At 71.0% G+C, this 16,777-nt stretch carries 16 protein-coding genes and 1 pseudogene; 9 read left to right on the top strand and 8 right to left on the bottom strand.

Translation table 11 applies throughout. The features are described 5' to 3' along the window. Positions 1-9: 9 nt before the first annotated feature. Positions 10-1,122, bottom strand: a complete 1,113-nt coding sequence (gene ctaC / locus U8D42_RS07110) for an aa3-type cytochrome oxidase subunit II (RefSeq protein ID WP_085242324.1) — start codon at positions 1,120-1,122, stop codon at positions 10-12. Between the two features lie 132 nt (positions 1,123-1,254). On the opposite strand from ctaC, the gene asnB reads away from it, so the two are divergent. Continuing rightward, the gene (gene asnB / locus U8D42_RS07105; RefSeq protein ID WP_085242338.1) at positions 1,255-3,207 is read left to right on the top strand and encodes an asparagine synthase (glutamine-hydrolyzing); all 1,953 of its coding nucleotides are present in this window, start codon (positions 1,255-1,257) and stop codon (positions 3,205-3,207) included. 22 nt (positions 3,208-3,229) lie between these two features. Here the strand turns inward: asnB and U8D42_RS07100 are convergent, their stop codons facing one another. Beyond that, entirely contained in the window at positions 3,230-4,204 is a 975-nt protein-coding gene (locus tag U8D42_RS07100) for a carbohydrate kinase family protein (RefSeq protein WP_085242323.1), read from the bottom strand. A 184-nt stretch (positions 4,205-4,388) separates the two neighbouring features. On the opposite strand from U8D42_RS07100, the gene U8D42_RS07095 reads away from it, so the two are divergent. After that, positions 4,389-5,045 (top strand): hypothetical protein, encoded by a 657-nt coding sequence (locus tag U8D42_RS07095; protein ID WP_322861133.1) that lies wholly within the window; start codon positions 4,389-4,391, stop codon positions 5,043-5,045. A gap of 27 nt (positions 5,046-5,072) precedes the next feature. On the opposite strand, the gene U8D42_RS07090 is transcribed toward U8D42_RS07095, so the two are convergent. Both U8D42_RS07090 and U8D42_RS07085 read right to left on the bottom strand, forming a co-directional pair. Beyond that, entirely contained in the window at positions 5,073-5,429 is a 357-nt protein-coding gene (locus U8D42_RS07090) for a HesB/IscA family protein (RefSeq protein WP_067281389.1), read from the bottom strand. Positions 5,430-5,528: 99 nt separating this feature from the next. Next, the gene (locus U8D42_RS07085) at positions 5,529-6,608 is read right to left on the bottom strand and encodes a glycerate kinase family protein (protein WP_322861241.1); all 1,080 of its coding nucleotides are present in this window, start codon (positions 6,606-6,608) and stop codon (positions 5,529-5,531) included. 191 nt (positions 6,609-6,799) lie between these two features. On the opposite strand from U8D42_RS07085, the gene U8D42_RS07080 reads away from it, so the two are divergent. The 4 genes from U8D42_RS07080 to U8D42_RS07065 are packed head-to-tail and all read left to right on the top strand — an operon-like array spanning position 6,800 to position 9,865. Continuing rightward, positions 6,800-7,480, top strand: coding sequence for a DUF3043 domain-containing protein (locus U8D42_RS07080; RefSeq protein WP_322861134.1), 681 nt, complete (start codon positions 6,800-6,802; stop codon positions 7,478-7,480). Positions 7,481-7,506: 26 nt separating this feature from the next. Beyond that, a complete protein-coding gene (locus U8D42_RS07075) occupies positions 7,507-8,055 on the top strand; it encodes a bifunctional adenosylcobinamide kinase/adenosylcobinamide-phosphate guanylyltransferase (RefSeq protein ID WP_322861135.1) in 549 nt (182 codons plus the stop codon). Then, a complete protein-coding gene (gene cobT, locus U8D42_RS07070; protein WP_322861242.1) occupies positions 8,052-9,110 on the top strand; it encodes a nicotinate-nucleotide--dimethylbenzimidazole phosphoribosyltransferase in 1,059 nt (352 codons plus the stop codon). The genes U8D42_RS07075 and cobT overlap by 4 nt, the downstream gene beginning before the upstream one ends. Further along, positions 9,107-9,865 (top strand): adenosylcobinamide-GDP ribazoletransferase, encoded by a 759-nt coding sequence (locus U8D42_RS07065; protein WP_322861136.1) that lies wholly within the window; start codon positions 9,107-9,109, stop codon positions 9,863-9,865. The genes cobT and U8D42_RS07065 overlap by 4 nt, the downstream gene beginning before the upstream one ends. A 111-nt stretch (positions 9,866-9,976) precedes the next feature. Here the strand turns inward: U8D42_RS07065 and U8D42_RS07060 are convergent, their stop codons facing one another. Together U8D42_RS07060 and gcvT are read right to left on the bottom strand one after the other, a co-directional pair. Next, on the bottom strand, positions 9,977-11,083 hold the full coding sequence (locus U8D42_RS07060) for a branched-chain amino acid aminotransferase (protein ID WP_322861137.1): 1,107 nt from the start codon (positions 11,081-11,083) through the stop codon (positions 9,977-9,979). A 53-nt stretch (positions 11,084-11,136) separates the two neighbouring features. After that, entirely contained in the window at positions 11,137-12,246 is a 1,110-nt protein-coding gene (gene gcvT / locus U8D42_RS07055; RefSeq protein ID WP_085242316.1) for a glycine cleavage system aminomethyltransferase GcvT, read from the bottom strand. Between the two features lie 177 nt (positions 12,247-12,423). Here gcvT and U8D42_RS07050 point away from each other — a divergent pair. Beyond that, positions 12,424-12,675 (top strand): annotated as a pseudogene (locus U8D42_RS07050) (adenylate/guanylate cyclase domain-containing protein); the annotation flags it as partial. Between the two features lie 11 nt (positions 12,676-12,686). Further along, on the top strand, positions 12,687-14,234 hold the full coding sequence (locus tag U8D42_RS07045; protein ID WP_322861138.1) for a leucyl aminopeptidase: 1,548 nt from the start codon (positions 12,687-12,689) through the stop codon (positions 14,232-14,234). A gap of 3 nt (positions 14,235-14,237) precedes the next feature. Here the strand turns inward: U8D42_RS07045 and U8D42_RS07040 are convergent, their stop codons facing one another. Next, entirely contained in the window at positions 14,238-15,839 is a 1,602-nt protein-coding gene (locus U8D42_RS07040; RefSeq protein WP_322861139.1) for a phytoene desaturase family protein, read from the bottom strand. Continuing rightward, positions 15,836-16,285 carry an SRPBCC family protein gene (locus U8D42_RS07035; RefSeq protein WP_085242336.1) on the bottom strand — a complete coding sequence of 150 codons (450 nt, stop codon included), beginning with the start codon at positions 16,283-16,285 and terminating at the stop codon, positions 15,836-15,838. The genes U8D42_RS07040 and U8D42_RS07035 overlap by 4 nt, the downstream gene beginning before the upstream one ends. Before the next feature lie 141 nt (positions 16,286-16,426). Between U8D42_RS07035 and U8D42_RS07030 the strand changes: the two genes are divergently transcribed. After that, the gene (locus U8D42_RS07030) at positions 16,427-16,771 is read left to right on the top strand and encodes an aminopeptidase (RefSeq protein WP_085242313.1); all 345 of its coding nucleotides are present in this window, start codon (positions 16,427-16,429) and stop codon (positions 16,769-16,771) included. Positions 16,772-16,777: the final 6 nt, after the last annotated feature.

The following is a 16,777-nucleotide window of genomic DNA, read 5'->3' as shown; positions in this document are numbered from 1 at the left end:
TGTCCTAACCTACTGCTGGCTTCCGGCCAACTGGCCCCGGCGGGTGTCGAACGGGTGGGTGGACACCGCCAGCGGTGCCTGACCGATCGACTGCAATGCCTGGGAGTTGCTCTTTCCGTCGATCCGCTGCTGCAAGTAAGCCTTGAAGTCGTTGGGCGGCACCACCCGAACCTCGAAGTTCATCATCGAGTGATAGGTGCCACAGAACTCGGCGCAGTGCCCGACGAAGGCCCCGGTTTTGCTGATGTCGTCGACCTGGAAGACGTTGATCGAGTTGTTCGCCTCGGCGTTGGGGATCACGTCACGCTTGAAGAGGAACTCCGGCACCCAGAACGTGTGGACGACGTCCGCGGACGCCAGGCGGAACTGGATGCGCTTGCCGGTCGGCAGCACCAGCACCGGGATCTGGTCGCTGGTTCCCAGGGTTTCGACCTTGTCGAAGTTCAGGTACGTGCGGTCGGAGGTGTTGAGCCCGCGCACCGGCCCGACGAGTTCCTCGCCGTGGGCGTCCTTGCCTTCGGGCCTGGAGACCATCGCGTTCTTGCGCGCCTGATCGGCGCCGTCATAGGTCAGCGTGCCGTCCTTGAAGTCGACGCGCTGGTAGCCGAACTTCCAGTTCCACTGGAAGGCGGTGACGTCGACCACCACCTCGGGGTCCTTGTCGAGGTGCAGCATCTTCTCCTGGACCACCACGGTGAAGTAGAACAACACCGAGATGATCAGGAACGGCGTGACCGTCAGCACCAGCTCGAGCGGCATGTTGTAACCGAACTGGCGGGGCAGCTCGGTGTCGGTGGCCTTCTTGCGGTGGAAGGCGGTGGCCCAGAAGATCAGGCCCCACACGATGACCCCGACGACCAGCGAGGCGATCACCGCGCCGAGCCACAGTTCGCGGTTGTAGTGGGCCTGCGGGGTGATGCCCTTGGGCCAGCCCAGGCCCAGCACGTCCTCCCAGCTGCACCCGCTCAGGGTCAACGCCAGCACGCCGAACGTCGCGGCCAGCGCCAGCGGCCGCAGACGACGGGACAGACCCCGCCGGACGATGCCGGACCGGCTGCCAAAACGGCCCTGAAACCTGCCCTGCGACAAACGTTGCGAACGGACCTGCTCGCGAGGTGTCACGTCGGCGCCTCCTGCTCGGATATCGAATACTACGCAGCGTAGACCACGCGGCTGACCCGAGCGACGAAACCCCGGCCCGGCAGGGGTGTGCGGCGGCACGAGCGGCGGCCGAGTGCGGCATACTGGGGCGCCGTGTGTGGTCTGCTGGCGTTCGTCGCTGCCCCGGACGGTGCCACTGACGACGCTGCCGCCCGCGCCGACGATGCCATCGCGCGCGCGTCGCACCTGATGCGCCATCGGGGTCCCGACGAACCGGGCACCTGGACCGACCCGGGCGCCGACGGAAACGTCGTGTTCGGCTTCAACCGGCTGTCGATCATCGACATCGCGCATTCGCACCAGCCACTGCGGTGGGGCCCGCCGGAGTCGCCCGGCCGCTACGTCCTGGTGTTCAACGGGGAGATCTACAACTACCTCGAGCTGCGCGACGAGCTGGCCACCGCGCACGGCGCGGTCTTCGCCACCGACGGTGACGGCGAGGCGATCGTCGCCGGCTACCACTACTGGGGCGCCGACGTCCTGACCCGGCTGCGCGGCATGTTCGCCTTCGCCCTGTGGGACACCGCCACCCTCGAATTGTTCTGCGCCCGAGACCCGTTCGGCATCAAGCCGCTGTTCATGGCGACCGGTACCGGCGGCACGGCGGTGGCCAGCGAGAAGAAGTGCCTGCTGGACCTGGCGGATTTGGTCGGCTTCGACACCCGGATCGACGAGCGGGCGGTGCAGCACTACACCGTGCTGCAGTACGTGCCCGAGCCCGAGACGCTGCACCGCGGGGTGCGCCGGCTGGAATCGGGCTGCTACGCGCGGATCCGGCCCGGGGGGCAGCCGGAGGTCACCCGCTACTTCGTGCCGCGCTTCGCCGCCACGCCGATCACTCGCGGCGGCGAGCAGGCCCGCTACGACGAGATCACCGCGGTGCTCGAGGACTCGGTGGCCAAGCACATGCGCGCCGACGTCACCGTCGGGGCGTTCCTGTCCGGGGGCATCGACTCCACCGCCATCGCGGCGCTGGCCATCCGGCACAACCCGAAGCTGATCACGTTCACCACCGGGTTCGAGCGCGAGGGCTTCTCCGAGATCGACGTCGCGGTGGCCTCCGCCGAGGCGATCGGCGCGCGCCACGTCGCCAAGGTGGTCCACCCGGACGAGTTCGTGGCCGCCCTGCCCGAAATCGTCTGGTACCTCGACGAGCCGGTGGCCGACCCCGCGCTGGTACCCCTGTTCTTCGTCGCCCGGGAGGCCCGCAAACACGTCAAGGTGGTGCTGTCCGGGGAGGGCGCCGACGAGCTGTTCGGCGGCTACACGATCTACCGGGAACCGTTGTCGCTCAAGCCATTCGACTACCTGCCGCGGCCACTGCGGCGGTCGATGGGCAAGGTGTCCAAGCCGCTGCCGGAGGGCATGCGCGGCAAGAGCCTGCTGCACCGCGGCTCGCTGACGCTCGAGGAGCGCTACTACGGCAACGCGCGCAGCTTCTCCGACGCCCAGCTGCGCGACGTGCTGCCCGGCTTCCGCCCCGAATGGACCCACACCGACGTCACCGCCTCGGTGTACGCGCAGTCGGCCGGCTGGGACCCGGTGGCCCGCATGCAGCACGTCGACCTGTTCACCTGGCTGCGGGGCGACATCCTGGTCAAGGCGGACAAGATGACGATGGCCAACTCGCTGGAGCTGCGGGTGCCCTTTCTGGATCCCGAGGTGTTCGCCGTCGCCTCGCGACTGCCGGTCGACGCCAAGATCACCCGCACCACCACGAAGTACGCGCTGCGCCGGGCCCTGGAGCCGATCGTTCCCGCGCACGTGCTGCACCGGCCCAAGCTGGGGTTCCCGGTGCCCATCCGGCACTGGTTGCGCGCGGGCGAGCTGCTGGACTGGGCGTACGGGCTGGTGGCGTCCTCACAGGCCGGCCACCTCGTCGACCTGGCCGCCGTCCGGCGGATGCTCGACGAGCACCGCAACGGCGCAAGCGACCACAGCCGCCGGCTGTGGACGCTGCTCATCTTCATGCTCTGGCACGCGATCTTCGTCGAGCACAGCGTGGTGCCGCAGATCAGCGAGCCGCACTACCCCGTGCAGCTCTAGCCGAGGCTCTCCGGCGTCGAGGTCAGGCCAGCACCGCGGCGATCTCGTTGGCCGCGTCGTCGCCGTAGGCGCCGGCCAACCGGCTGACCGCGGTCTCGCGGTCCCAGTCCCAGTTCTGGGTCCCGGTCGATTCCAGGACCAGCACGGCGACCAGCGAACCCAGCTGCGCCGAGCGCTCCAGGCTCAGGCCGGCGCTGCGGCCGGTGAGGAAACCGGCGCGGAACGCGTCGCCGACGCCGGTGGGGTCGGTCTGGCTGGTTTCGGGCACCACGCCCACGTGGGTGGTGGTGCCGTCGGGCTCGACGATGTCGACGCCCTTGGGGCCCAGTGTGGTCACCCGCAGGCCGACCTTGCCCTGCACGTCGGCCTCCGACCAGCCGGTCTTGTTGAGCAGCAGCTCCCACTCGTAGTCGTTGGTGAACAGGTAGGCCGCGCCGGCGACGAGCTTCTCGATCTCCGCACCGGACAGGCGGGGCAGCTGCTGGGACGGGTCGGCGGCGAAGGGCAGGCCCAGCTTGCGGCACTCCTCGGTGTGCACCACCATCGCGTCCGGGTCGTTGGCCCCGACGATGACCAGGTCCGGCTCGCCGATGGACGCGACCACGTCGGCGAGCTTGATGGTGCGGGCCTCGGACATGGCGCCCGGGTAGAACGAGGCGATCTGGGCCATGTCGACGTCGGTGGTGCAGGTGAACCGCGCCGTGTGCGCCGTCTTCGAGATCAGGACGTTGTCGCAGTTGACGCCGTGCGACTGCAGCCACTGCCGGTAGTCGTCGAAGTCGTTGCCGGCCGCGCCCACCAGCGCGACGTCGCCGCCGAGCACGCCGATGGCGTAGGCGATGTTGCCCGCCACCCCACCGCGGTGAATCACCAGGTCGTCGACCAGAAAACTGAGCGATACCTTCTGCAGGTGTTCAGCCAGCAGGTGCTCGGAGAACTTGCCGGGGAACCGCATCAAATTGTCGGTCGCAATCGAACCTGTCACCGCGATCGTCACGAATGTCTCCGCCCTTCGTTAGTAAGGTTATCTAGCTTACGCACGGGTCCTCGCCGTCGTCGTGTCCACCGTCGGCGCGAGGCGGTGCGCTAGCCTCCCTAGGGAACTCGCTCAAGTCGCCGGGACGCGATGCCCGGTCGGGGTAATCCCGCAGTAGTCCCGTCTACCACGGTAGGAGACCACGATGGCAGGTCCGCAGTCGCCGAACCACACCGTCGGCGGTAGCGGACCCAGCGGCCCCGAGCGTCCGGCCCAGGCCCCGCCGCTCGATTACCCCGACGACCGCCGCGCCGGCGACGCCGCACCCGCCAATTATGCCGGGCAGCAGCCGCCGCCGATGCCCTACCCGCAGCGCCGGTCCAAGCGGCGGCTGATCGTCGGAATCCTGGTCGCCCTCGCGCTGATGGCCGCCCTGACCGTGGCGATCGTCTACGGCGTGCGCACCAACGGGGCCAACACCGGCGCGACCTTCTCCGAGGGGGCCGCCAAGACCGCCATCCAGGGCTACCTGGACGCCCTCGACCACCGCGACATCGAGGAGATCGAACGCAACGCGCTGTGCGGCATGTACGACGGCGTCCGCGACAAGCGGTCCGACCAGGCGCTGGCCAAGCTCAGCAGCGACGCGTTCCGGAAGCAGTTCTCCCAGGTCGAGGTGACCTCGATCGACAAGATCGTCTACCTGTCGCAGTACCAGGCCCAGGCGCTGTTCACCATGCGGGTGTCCCCGGCGGGCGGGGGCCCGCTGCGCGGCGACCTGCAGGGCATCGCCCAGCTGCTCTTCCAGCGGGGCGAGATCATGGTGTGCTCGTACGTGTTGCGCACCGGCGGCTCGTACTGAGCGCGCCCGGCGTGCGGGCTTACCGCGTCAGTTGAACGAGTCGCCGCAGGCGCACGAGCCGGTGGCGTTGGGGTTGTCGATCGTGAAGCCCTGCTTCTCGATGGTGTCGACGAAATCGATGGAGGCGCCTTCCACGTAGGGCGCGCTCATCCGGTCCACGGTCAGCGTCACGCCGCCGAAGTCGGCGGTCAGGTCGCCGTCCAGCGTCCGGTCGTCGAAGAAGAGGTTGTAGCGGAGTCCTGCGCACCCGCCCGGCTGGACCGCGATACGCAACGCCAGGTCGTCCCGCCCCTCCTGATCGAGCAGGGACTTTGCCTTGGTGGCGGCGGCCTCGGTCAGGATCACGCCGTGCGTCTTGGCGTTCGACTCGTTTTGCACCGTCATTGCTTCTCCTACATGCCTCATCGTTGGGTGGCTTCGTTCAGGTTCGAGCCCGCTGGTCTCGCGTTAGGCGCCCGATCCGCCCGGCGGAAGCCCACTGGATCAACGGTACCTTGCAGAACCGCTATTCCCGAGTCGCGCCGCCACCACCGATGCCAATCCCATGAGCTGATTGGCCGCGTCGGCCTGCGCCAGCCGCGCCGACCCGGCGTGATCGGCGATGGACAGGGCGGCCATGATGCCCGCCGAGCGCACCGTGGCGTTGTCCAGGCCGACCTGGCCCGCCAGCACGATCACCGGCACTCCGCGCGGGCGGGCCGCGTCCGCGAGAAAACCCACCACCTTGCCGTGCAGCGACTGTTCGTCGAAGCGCCCCTCCCCGGTGATGATGAGCTCCGCGATGTCCAGATCGGCCTCCAGCCGGGTGTGATGGGCGATGATGGCCGCGCCGGACTCGCACCGGCCGCCGAGCGCCAGCAGCCCGGCGCCGATGCCGCCGGCGGCCGCCGCGCCCGGTTCGGCGCTGACGTCGCGCCCGGCCACCGCTTCCAGGATGAGCGCCCATGCCTGCAGGCGGACCTCCAGCGCCGCGACCGTGACCGTGTCGGCGCCCTTCTGCGGCCCGAACACCCTGGCGGCCCCCCACGGGCCGAGCAGCGGGTATTCGGTGTCGGAGGCGGCGATGAGCTCGACGTTGGCCAGTTGGCGGCGGGCGGAATCCAGGCCGCCGAGCTCGGCGATCATGCCCTGCCCGCCATCGGTGCACGCGCTGCCGCCGAGCCCGACCACGATCCGCGTCGCACCGGCCCGCATCGCCTCGGCGATCAGCTGTCCCACTCCCCTGCTGTGGGCCGCCATCGCGGTCTCCGGGGTGGGCGGGCCGCCCAGCAGGGCCAGGCCACACGCCTGCGCGCATTCCAGGTAGGCGGTGGTCGTGGCGGGGTCGAACACCCACTGCGCCTCGACCATGGTGGACAGCGGCCCGGATACCCGCAGGCGGCGCTTCTTGCCCCCCAGCCGGCTGGCGAGCACCTCGACGAAGCCGGGACCGCCGTCGGACTGCGGGGCGACGATGAAACGGTCGCGCGGGCGGCATCGGGTCCACCCGGTCGCGATGGCCGCCGCGGCCTCCACGGCCGTCATGCTGTCGCCGTAACAGTCCGGAGCCACCAGGACGAGCATGGCGGGCAGCTGCAGACGGCCGGGAGCGAGGCCAAAGCCAGCATCATCCGAGGCCATCGACCCGTCGTCCATCACAGGAAGCCGTTCATCACTGGTAAGAGTAGGGCCAAGTGAGGGGCTGACGCAGGTCTAATAGCAAGGCATTCCAAGCCAATTCCGGGACGGGCCGTCCGCGAAGTAACCTGGCCTCTGTGAAGCTGATGGGCCGTAAGAAGGGCCAAGACGATCTTGACGAAGGCGCGGCCGCAGTCGACGCCGCCGGTTCCCCCGCGACCGCCTCTCGCGGATCGCGCGGCACCACCCCGAAGGGCCGCCCGACGCCCAAGCGCAACGAGGCCAGGCGCACCGCGCGCAAGGGGCCGGTCGCGCCCGCACCGATGACCGCGTCGGAGGCGCGGGCCCGCCGCAAGTCGCTGGCCGGCCCCAAGCTCAGCCGCGAGGAGCGCAAGGCCGACCGGACCGCCAACCGCGCCCGGATGGCGAACCGCCGGGAGCGCATGATGGCCGGTGACGAGGCCTACCTGCTGCCGCGCGACCAGGGCCCGGTCCGGCGCTACGTGCGCGACGTGGTGGACGCCCGGCGCAACCTGCTGGGCCTGTTCATGCCGGCGACCCTGTTCCTGATGTTCGCCATGTTCACCACCCCGCAGCTGCAGCTCTACGTCTCCCCGGCGATGCTGCTGCTGATGGCCGTGATGATGGTCGACGGGCTGCTGCTGGGCCGCAAGGTGAGCAGGCTAGTGGACGCGAAGTTCCCGGACAACACCGAGAGCCGGTGGAAGCTGGGCCTCTATGCCGCCAGCCGGGCGTCGCAGATGCGCCGCCTGCGCACGCCGCGGCCCCAAGTCGAGCGCGGCAGCGATGTCGGTTAGACGCCGCCGGAAAGCCGCCTGAACGGGTGCGCACGCTGGTCCTCGGCGGGATCCGGTCGGGCAAATCCCGGTGGGCGGAGGACGCCATCGCCGGCGCGGTGCCGGCCGGACAGCCGGTGTGTTACCTGGCCCCCGGCCCGACCGGTGCGGGGGACGCGGCCTGGGCGGACCGCGTCGCCGAGCACCGCGGCCGCCGGCCCGGGCATTGGTCGACGGTCGAAACCGACGACATCGCAGGCCACTTGCGCGGGTCGCCGGACACCCCGACGCTGGTCGACGACCTGGGCACCTGGTTGACCGGCACGCTGGACCGGCTCGACGGGTGGGACGGCGGGTCGGTGGCGGCTCCGGTCCGCGACACGATCGACGCCATGCTCGCCGCCGTCGGCGACTTCGAGTCCACGTTGGTGCTGGTCAGCCCCGAGGTCGGGCTCGCCGTCCTCCCGGCCACCGCGTCCGGGCGCCGGTTCGCCGACGAGCTGGGCACCCTCAACCAGCGGGTCGCCGAGCTCTGCGACCGGGTGGTGCTGGTGGTGGCCGGGCAGGCGGTGCCGATCAAGCCGTCGGGGACCTGATGGACTTCGCCCCGGTATCGCCGCCCGATGCGGGCGTCGCCGCTGCGGCCCGCGCCCGCCAGGACACGCTGACCAAGCCCAGGGGCGCGCTGGGCCGCCTCGAGGACCTTTCGGTGTGGATCGCGTCGTGCCAGGGGCATTGTCCGCCAAGGCAATTCGAGCGTGCCCGGGTGGTGGTGTTCGCCGGTGACCACGGGGTCGCGCGGTCCGGGGTGTCGGCCTACCCGCCGGAGGTGACCGCCCAGATGGTTGCCAACTTCGAGGCCGGCGGGGCGGCGATCAACGTGCTGGCCGATCTCGCCGGCGCGACGGTGCGCGTCGCGGACCTGGCGGTGGCCGGCGATGCGCCCGCCGAGCGGATCGGTGCGCACAAGGTGCGGCGCGGCAGCGGCGACATCGCCGTCGAGGACGCCCTGACCCAGGACGAGACCGTCACGGCGATCGCCGCGGGCCGGGCCATCGCCGACGAGGAGGTCGACTCCGGCGCCGATCTGCTCATCGCCGGCGACATGGGGATCGGCAACACCACCCCGGCCGCGGTGCTGGTGGCGGCGCTGACCAACGCCGAACCCGTCGCGGTGGTGGGCTTCGGCACCGGCATCGACGACGCCGGATGGGCACGCAAGACGGCGGCGGTGCGCGACGCCCTGTTCCGGACGCGGCCGGTGCTGCCCGACCCGGTCGGGTTGCTGCGCTGCGCCGGCGGCGCCGACCTGGCCGCGATGGCGGGGTTCTGCGCGCAGGCCGCGGCGCGGCGCACCCCGCTGCTGCTCGACGGGATGGCGGTGACGGCGGCCGCGTTGGTCGCCGAGCGGCTGGCTCCCGGCGCGCGGCTGTGGTGGCAGGCCGGTCATCGGTCCACCGAGCCCGGTCATGCCCTGGCGCTGACCGAGCTCGGCCTGGAGCCGATCCTGGACCTGCGGATGCGGCTCGGCGAGGGAAGCGGCGCCGCGCTGGCGCTGCCCGTGCTGCGCGCCGCGGTGGCCACGCTGGCGTCGATGACCACCTTCGTGCAGGCGGGGGTGTCCGATTCAAAGGCCGCTCCCCCGTCGTGATGCGTTCGCTGGCAACGGCTTTCGCGTTCGGCACGGTGCTGCCGGTGCCCCGTGGGTGGGACGCCCCGATGGGCCGCGGCGCCATGACGGCGCTGCCGGTGGTGGGCGCCGCCTTGGGCGCCTTGGCCGCGATCGTGACGTGGGGCGGGGCCTGGGCCTTCGGAGCGGCCAGCCCGCTGTCGGGGCTGCTCGCGGTCGCGACGCTGCTGCTGGCCACGCGTGGCCTGCACGTTGACGGGGTGGCCGACACGGCCGACGGGCTGGGCTGTTACGGGCCGCCGGAGCGCGCGCTGGCGGTGATGCGCGACGGGTCGACCGGCCCCTTCGGCGCGGCGGCCGTCGCCTTGGTGATCGCGCTGCAGGGTCTGGCGTTCGCGGCGCTCGGGGCGGCGGGCAGGCCGGGGATCGTGGGCGTCGCCGTGGTGGTTTTCGCCGGCCGGGTCGCCGCGGTGCTGGCCGGCCGCCGGCCGGTGCCGGCGGCCGCCGGCAGCGCCCTGGGGGTGCGCGTCGCCGGCAGCCAGCCGGCGATCGTGGTGGCGGCCTGGGTGGCGGTGCTGCTCGCCGTCTCGTCGGCGGGGGGACCGCGGCCGTGGCAGGGGCCGGCCGCGGTGCTGGCGGGCCTGTGCTGCGGCGCGGTGCTGGTGTGGCACTGCGTGCGCCGGTTCGGCGGCATCACCGGTGACGTGCTGGGGGCCGCCATCGAGCTGACGACGACGGTGGGCGCGGTGACGCTCGCCGGGTTGGTGCGGTTGTGACGCGCGACTGCCCGGCTGGCCGGGCGCTCACGCGAGTTCCAGCCGCGAGCGTGAAATCAACTTCACGCTCACGGCTGAGCGTGAAACGAACTTCACGTTCGACGGCCGGGCTCAGCCCAGCCGGGCCATCCAACCGTGGGTGTCGGCGAAGGTCCCCCGCTGGATCCCGGTCAGCGTGTCGCGCAGCGCCATCGTCACCTCGCCGGGCTGGCCGTCGGCGACGGTGAACTCGGTATCGCCGTACTTCACGTTCGAGACCGGGGTGATGACGGCGGCCGTGCCGCAGGCGAACACCTCGGTGATCTCGCCGGCGGCGGCCTTCTTCTGCCACTCGTCGATGTCGATCTTGCGTTCCTCGACGGAGAATCCAGCGTCAATCGCCAACTGCAGCAATGAATCCCGGGTGATTCCCGGCAACAGCGAGCCGGACAGCTCCGGGGTGACCAACCGCGCCGATCCGCCGCTGCCGAACACGAAGAAGATGTTCATGCCGCCCATCTCCTCGACGAAGCGCCGTTCGACGGCGTCCAGCCACACCACCTGGTCGCACCCGTGCGCGGCGGCCTCGGCCTGCGCCACCAACGAGGCGGCGTAATTGCCGCCGAACTTGGCCGCGCCGGTGCCGCCGGGGCTGGCCCGCACGTAGTCCGTCGACACCCAGACGGTGACGGGACTGATGCCGCCCTTGAAATAGGCCCCGGCCGGGGACGCGATCAGCAGATACCGGTACTGCTTGGAAGGCCGCACGCCCAGTCCGGGCTCGGTCGCGATCATGAACGGCCGCAGATACAACGCCGACTCGCCGCCGGCGGCGGGCACCCAGGGCTTGTCGACGGCGATGAGCTGGCACAGCGAGCCCATGAACAGTTCTTCGGGCAGCTCGGGCATCGCGAGCCGGCGCGCCGACGACCGCAACCGCGCGGCGTTGGCCTCGGCGCGGAACGACACGACCGAGTCGTCCGCCCAGCGGTAGGCCTTGAGCCCTTCGAAGATCTCCTGCGCGTAATGCAGGACTATCGCCGACGGGTCCAACTCGATCGGGCCGTACGGGATGACGCGGGCGTTGTGCCAGCCCCGCTCCTCGTCGTAGTCGATCGACACCATGTGGTCGGTGAAGTACTTGCCGAAACCGGGCTCGGCCAGGATGGATTCACGGTCGGCGTCGGTCGTGGGGTGGGCCGAACGTGAAACCGTGAACTCGAGGGAGCCGCTGGTCATGGCGCTGATTGTATATCCGCCTGCGACCGGGCTTTTCACCTGAACCTGGGGCACTAACGGGTTTTCGCTTCGACGAAGGGCGTCCGCACCACTTCGCACTCGGCGGCGCGCCCACGGATGTCCACGGTGATGCGCCGGCCGTCCTCGATCCCGGCGTCGGTGTCGATCAGCGCCAGCCCGATGCCGGCTTGCAGCGTCGGGGAGAAGGTTCCCGACGTGGTGACCCCGACCGGCGTCTCGCCGGCCAGCACCGTCAGCCCGGGCCGCAGCACACCGCGGCCGACCATCCGCAGCCCGCGCAGCAGCCGCCGCGGGCCCGCCGCCTTCTCCGCCAGCAGCGCGTCGCGGCCGAAGAACGCGTCCTTCTTCCAGCCGATCGCCCACCCGCATCGGGCCTGCAGCGGCGAAATGTCCAGCGCCAGTTCATGCCCGTGCAGGGGGTAGCCCATCTCGGTGCGCAGCGTGTCGCGGGCGCCCAGGCCCGCGGGCTCGCCGCCGGCGGCGGCGACCGCCGCGGCCAGCGCGTCGAACACCTCCCCCGAGGACTCCCACGGCGGCAGCAGCTCGTAGCCGTGCTCTCCGGTGTATCCGGTCCGGCACACCCGCACCGGCACCCCCGCGTAGGAGGCGTCGGCGTAGCCCATGTAATCCATGCCGGTCGGCAGGCCCAGCCCGTCGAGCACCTCGGCCGAGCGCGGGCCCTGCACCGCCAGCACCGCGTAGGAGCGATGCTCGTTGGTGATGGTCAGGCCGGGCCCCAAACCGGCCTCAGCGGCCGCCCGCAGCGCCTCGACCACCGCGGCGGTGTTGGCCGCGTTGGGCACCAAGAAGATCTCGTCGTCGTCGACGTAGTAGGCGATCAGGTCGTCGATGACGCCGCCGGATTCGGTGCAGCACAACGTGTATTGCGCCTTGCCCGGCCCGATGCGGCTCAAGTCGTTGGTGAGCGTCGAGTTGACGAACGCGGCCGCACCCGGCCCGCGGACCAACGCCTTACCGAGGTGGCTGACGTCGAACAGACCGACCGCGTTGCGGGTGGCGTTGTGCTCGCTGACGGTGCCGGCGTACGACACCGGCATCAGCCAGCCACTGAACTCGGCGAAACTGGCCCCCAAGTCGCGGTGGCGGTCTTCCAACGGGCCATGCAGTAAGTCATCGGTCACGACGATTCACCCTAATCCCGGATCCTGGCGCACTCGGGTTGGTGGTCGATTCCCCGGACTTCGCGGCGGTCGAGGCGGCCGGGGTCGCCCGTGGGCGCGAGCGGACCGACCTGATCAAGTACCTCGACGGACTCGGCCTCACCGTCGACGAAATGGTGGAGTCCGAGCAGCGCGGACGGCCTTGCCTACGGCACCGTGCTGGCGATCAACGGGGACTACTTCGGCAGCCCGGTCAACCTGGCGGCGCGTCTGGTCGGGGCCGCGGCCCCGTGCCAGGTCCTGGCCGACTCGGCGCTGCGGGAGCAATTGCCGGACTGGCCGGCGACCGCCCGTGGCCCTTTTGACCTCAAGGGTTTCGACGACCCCGTGATCGCCTTCGAGCTGCACGGGGGGCGCGCCGCCGGTGTCGGCGCGGCCCCCGCCGATTAGGGTGAATGCCCGTGACCACCGAATTGAGCTATCAAGGCCCCGCCGTCAACGTCGCCGCGTCGCTGCCCAAACGCGCGGCGGGCTCTTCGGTATTGGTCGTGCCGGTCGTCTCGACCGGCGACGAGGACAGGCCCGGCGCGGTGGTTGCCCAGGGCGAGTCGCCGCTGCCGGCCGACGCGGTCGCCGACATCGAATCCGGCCTGCGGGCCCTGGACGCCACCGGCGGCAGCGAGCAGGTCCACCGCCTGGTGGTGCCGTCGCTGCCGGTGTCCAGCGTGCTGGCGGTCGGACTGGGTAAGCCGCGAACCGAATGGCCCGCCGACACGATCCGCCGGGCCGCCGGGGTGGCGGCGCGGTCGCTGGGCACGGCCGAGACGGTGATCACCACGCTGGCCGGGTTGCCGGGCGCCGATGTCTGCTCGGCGGCCGTCGAGGGACTCATCCTCGGCAGCTACCGCTTCACCGAGTTCCGCAGCGGCAAGACCGCCCCGAAAGACAAGGGGCTGCGCAAGGTCACCGTGCTGTCGACCGCGAAGGACGCCAAAGCCGCCAGCGCGCACGGCGCGGCCGTGGCGATCGCGGTGGCCACCGCCCGCGACTTCGTCAACACGCCGCCGAGCCACCTGTTTCCCGCCGAATTCGCCAGGCGCGCAAAGGCTTTGGGTGAATCTGTGGGCCTCGAGGTGGAGGTGCTCGACGAGAAGGCGCTGCAGAAGGCGGGCTACGGCGGCGTGATCGGCGTCGGCCAGGGCTCGTCGCGGCCGCCGCGGCTGGTGCGGCTGACCCACCGCGGTGCCAAGCTGGCCAAGAAGCCCAAGCAGGCAAAGCGGGTCGCGTTGGTCGGCAAAGGCATCACGTTCGACACCGGCGGCATCTCCATCAAGCCGGCGGCATCGATGCACCACATGACCTCGGACATGGGCGGCGCGGCCGCGGTCATCGCCACGGTGGCGCTGGCCGCGCAGTTGCGGTTGCCGATCGACGTGATCGCCACCGTGCCGATGGCCGAGAACATGCCGTCGGGCACGGCGCAGCGGCCGGGCGACGTGCTGACGCAATACGGCGGCATCACCGTCGAGGTGCAGAACACCGACGCCGAGGGCCGGCTGATCCTGGCCGACGCCATCGTGCGGGCGTGCGAGGACAACCCGGACTACCTGATCGAGACGTCCACGCTGACGGGCGCGCAGACGGTCGCGTTGGGCGCCCGGATCCCCGGGGTGATGGGCAGCGACGAGTTCCGCGACCGCGTCGCGGCGATCTCGCAGCGGGTGGGCGAGAACGGCTGGCCGATGCCGCTGCCCGACGAGCTCAAGGACGACCTGAAATCCACCGTGGCCGACCTGTCCAACATCAGCGGCCAGCGGTTCGCCGGCATGCTGGTGGCCGGCGTGTTCCTGCGCGAGTTCGTCGCCGACGGCGTGGGCTGGGCGCACATCGACGTGGCCGGCCCCGCGTACAACACCAGCGGCCCGTGGGGCTACACGCCCAAGGGCGGCACCGGTGTGCCGACCCGCACCATGTTCGCGGTGCTCGAAGACATCGCGGAAAACGGCTAGCGGTCAGCGCTTACCGGTCAGCAGCGAGAAGACGGCGCGCTTGACCTGGCGGCGGGGCCAGCCGGTCGCGCCATCGGCGGCCAGCGCGGCGTTTGCCGCGTTGCGCCCGCAGGCGCCGTGCACAGAGCCGCCCGGGGTCGCCGAGGCACTGCCCAGATAGAGCCCCTGCACCGGGGTTTCGGCGCGGCCCATGCCGGGCGCCGGGCGGAAGATCAGCATCTGCTGCAATTGCGCGGTGCCGCCGTTGAGCGCACCCATGTGCAGGTTGGCGTCGCTGGCCTCCAGGTCCGACGGCCGTTGTACGAACCGGCCGACGACCGCCGATCCGAAGCCCGGCGCGTGTTCCTCGATCACCCGGTCCACGGCTTCGGCGAGCCGGTCGGCCGACGCGTCGTCGGCGACGTTGCGCGGCAGATGCGTGTAGGCCCACACGCTTTCGGTTCCCTCGGGCGAACTGGTGGGATCGGCCGTGGTGGTCTGCCCCAACAACATGAACGGATGCTCGGGCACCACCCGGGTGTTGAGATCGGCCATCCAGCGGACCAGCCCGTCGCCGTCGGCGCCCAGGTGGACGGTGCCCACGCCCTGCAGGCTCTTCGCCCGCCAGGGCACCGGCCGGCCGAGCGCATAGTTGACCTTCACCACGGGCGGATCCCACACGAAGTGCTCGAGGTCGCGTAACAGCTTGGGCGGCAGCGCATCCGCGGGCAGCATCTCGCAGAACAGCCGCGGCGCCGTCACGTCGGCGACGATCGCCCGCCGCGCCGCGACCGTGCGCCCCTCGGCCGTCGTCACCCCCACCGCGCGGCCGCCCCGCACCTGAATGCGGGACACGTTCTGGTTGCACTCGATTCGCGCGCCCGCGGAGCAGGCCCGGTTGACCAGGGCGGCCGTCAGCTGTCCGGAGCCCCCGACCGGCACCGGCCAGCCGCAGTCCTGGGCCAGCATCGTCATCAGGAATCCCATGGCGCCGCTGATCGGCGCGTCCGGTGGGACGTCGGCGTGCATCGCGTTGCCCAGCAGCAGGACCCGCGGCGCCTCGCCGGCGAACAGCTCGCCGGCCATGGTGTTGGCCGGCTGCACCAGCAGGCGCGCCACCCGGAGTGCCTCGGAGGTGCCGAGCCTGGTCAGCAGCCGCAGCATCGGGCGCACCGGAGGAAATGGCGACAGCATGGCGTCGAGCAGCGGCGCCTTGATCCGCTGCCACAACTCCACCAGCCGCCACCAGTTGTCGCCGTCGGCCGGTTCCCGGCGCGCGAATTCCGTTGCCGTGCGGGCGGGGTCGTGGTAGACGATGGGCGGGTCTTCATCGTCCGGGTCGCGCGGATGACCGACCACCGCGGGCGCGTGTGCCCACCGCAGGCCGTGGTCCTCCAGCCCCAGCGCCGCGATCGCGGGCGAGGCCACCGTCATCGGGTAGTAGGAGCTGAACAGGTCGGTGATGTAGCCCGGCGTCAGCTCGGCGCTGCGGACCGCGCCGCCCGGTTCCGGCTGGGCTTCCAGCACCAGGACGTCCCATCCGGCGTCGGCGAGCATCGAGGCGGCGACCAGCCCGTGGTGCCCCGCTCCGATGACGACGGCGTCGGCGGTGTCCCGCACGCTCATTTGACCTGGCTCGGCTCCAGGCGCTCGGCCAGGGACGCCAGCCGCCACAGGCACTCCTTGTTGCGCGGGTAGGCCGCGGCCAGCGCCAACGAGTTGGGAACCACCGCCATCGGGCCTTCGACGGGCACTTCGATCATCTCCACCCGGCAGCCCTGCGGTGTTTCGTGCAGCAGCATGGTGATCCGCGCGGCGCCTAACGGACCCAGGCGGGCGCACAGCACCAGCTTGTGCGGCGGTTCGCACACCTCCACCACCGTCGCGTCGTTGATCACCATGGGCCAGATCCCGATGGAGTGCCTGATCGAGGAGCCGGGCTCGGGCCAGTGCGGATCGACGGCCCGCATGCGGCTGTTGCCCACCACCCACTGGGTGTAGGTCCACCCCTGGGCCAGCACCTCCCACACCCGCTCGCAAGGCGCGGACACGTCCCGCGTCGCACTCAGCACCACGTTGCACTCCCCTCTCGGCTATCGCGGCGGGATACCCACGAATCGGGCGCCATATCCAGCCGGAATTCGGGTTTACCGGCCTCGTGCAGCGGTTAAACTCCCAGTCGGTCGAAAACCCGTACGAAGAAAGGCGAGATCGTGACGGTGCGACGGTTGATCCTGGGTGTAGGCGCCGTGCTGCTGCTGGCCGGCGTGATCGGGCTGCTGGCGCCGGTGTCGATTTCCGACGGCAACGGGCATTCGATCGGGTGCGGCAACGCCGTCGCCACGGACCTGTCCGCGGCCAGGAGCGCGAACAACAACAGCGTGGCGAACATCCCGATCCTCAATCAGGTCGTTCCGCACACCGACTACGTGGCGCAGTGCCAGTCGTCGGTGGGCAGCCGACGGATGTGGTCGATCCCGCTGGCCATCGTCGGGCTCGTCGCGGTCGGCGGAACGCTGCTGACGGGCCGCCAGGGTGCCGCGCGGTCGGGCACGTAGGCCCGC

It is taken from the genome of Mycobacterium europaeum (assembly GCF_034555895.2).
Lineage (GTDB): Bacteria > Actinomycetota > Actinomycetes > Mycobacteriales > Mycobacteriaceae > Mycobacterium > Mycobacterium europaeum.
This window is presented reverse-complemented; position numbering and strand designations above follow the sequence as displayed.

What these genes read in the sequence shown, in the direction of transcription:
- U8D42_RS07085 (WP_322861241.1), bottom strand. Translation starts at nt 6,608, where the DNA reads ATGCTCGTCCTGGTGGCTCCGGACTGTTACGGCGACAGCATGACGGCC.
- U8D42_RS07090 (WP_067281389.1), bottom strand. Translation starts at nt 5,429, where the DNA reads ATGACGGTGCAAAACGAGTCGAACGCCAAGACGCACGGCGTGATCCTG.
- U8D42_RS07095 (WP_322861133.1), top strand. Translation starts at nt 4,389, where the DNA reads ATGGCAGGTCCGCAGTCGCCGAACCACACCGTCGGCGGTAGCGGACCC.
- U8D42_RS07040 (WP_322861139.1), bottom strand. Translation starts at nt 15,839, where the DNA reads ATGAGCGTGCGGGACACCGCCGACGCCGTCGTCATCGGAGCGGGGCAC.
- U8D42_RS07060 (WP_322861137.1), bottom strand. Translation starts at nt 11,083, where the DNA reads ATGACCAGCGGCTCCCTCGAGTTCACGGTTTCACGTTCGGCCCACCCC.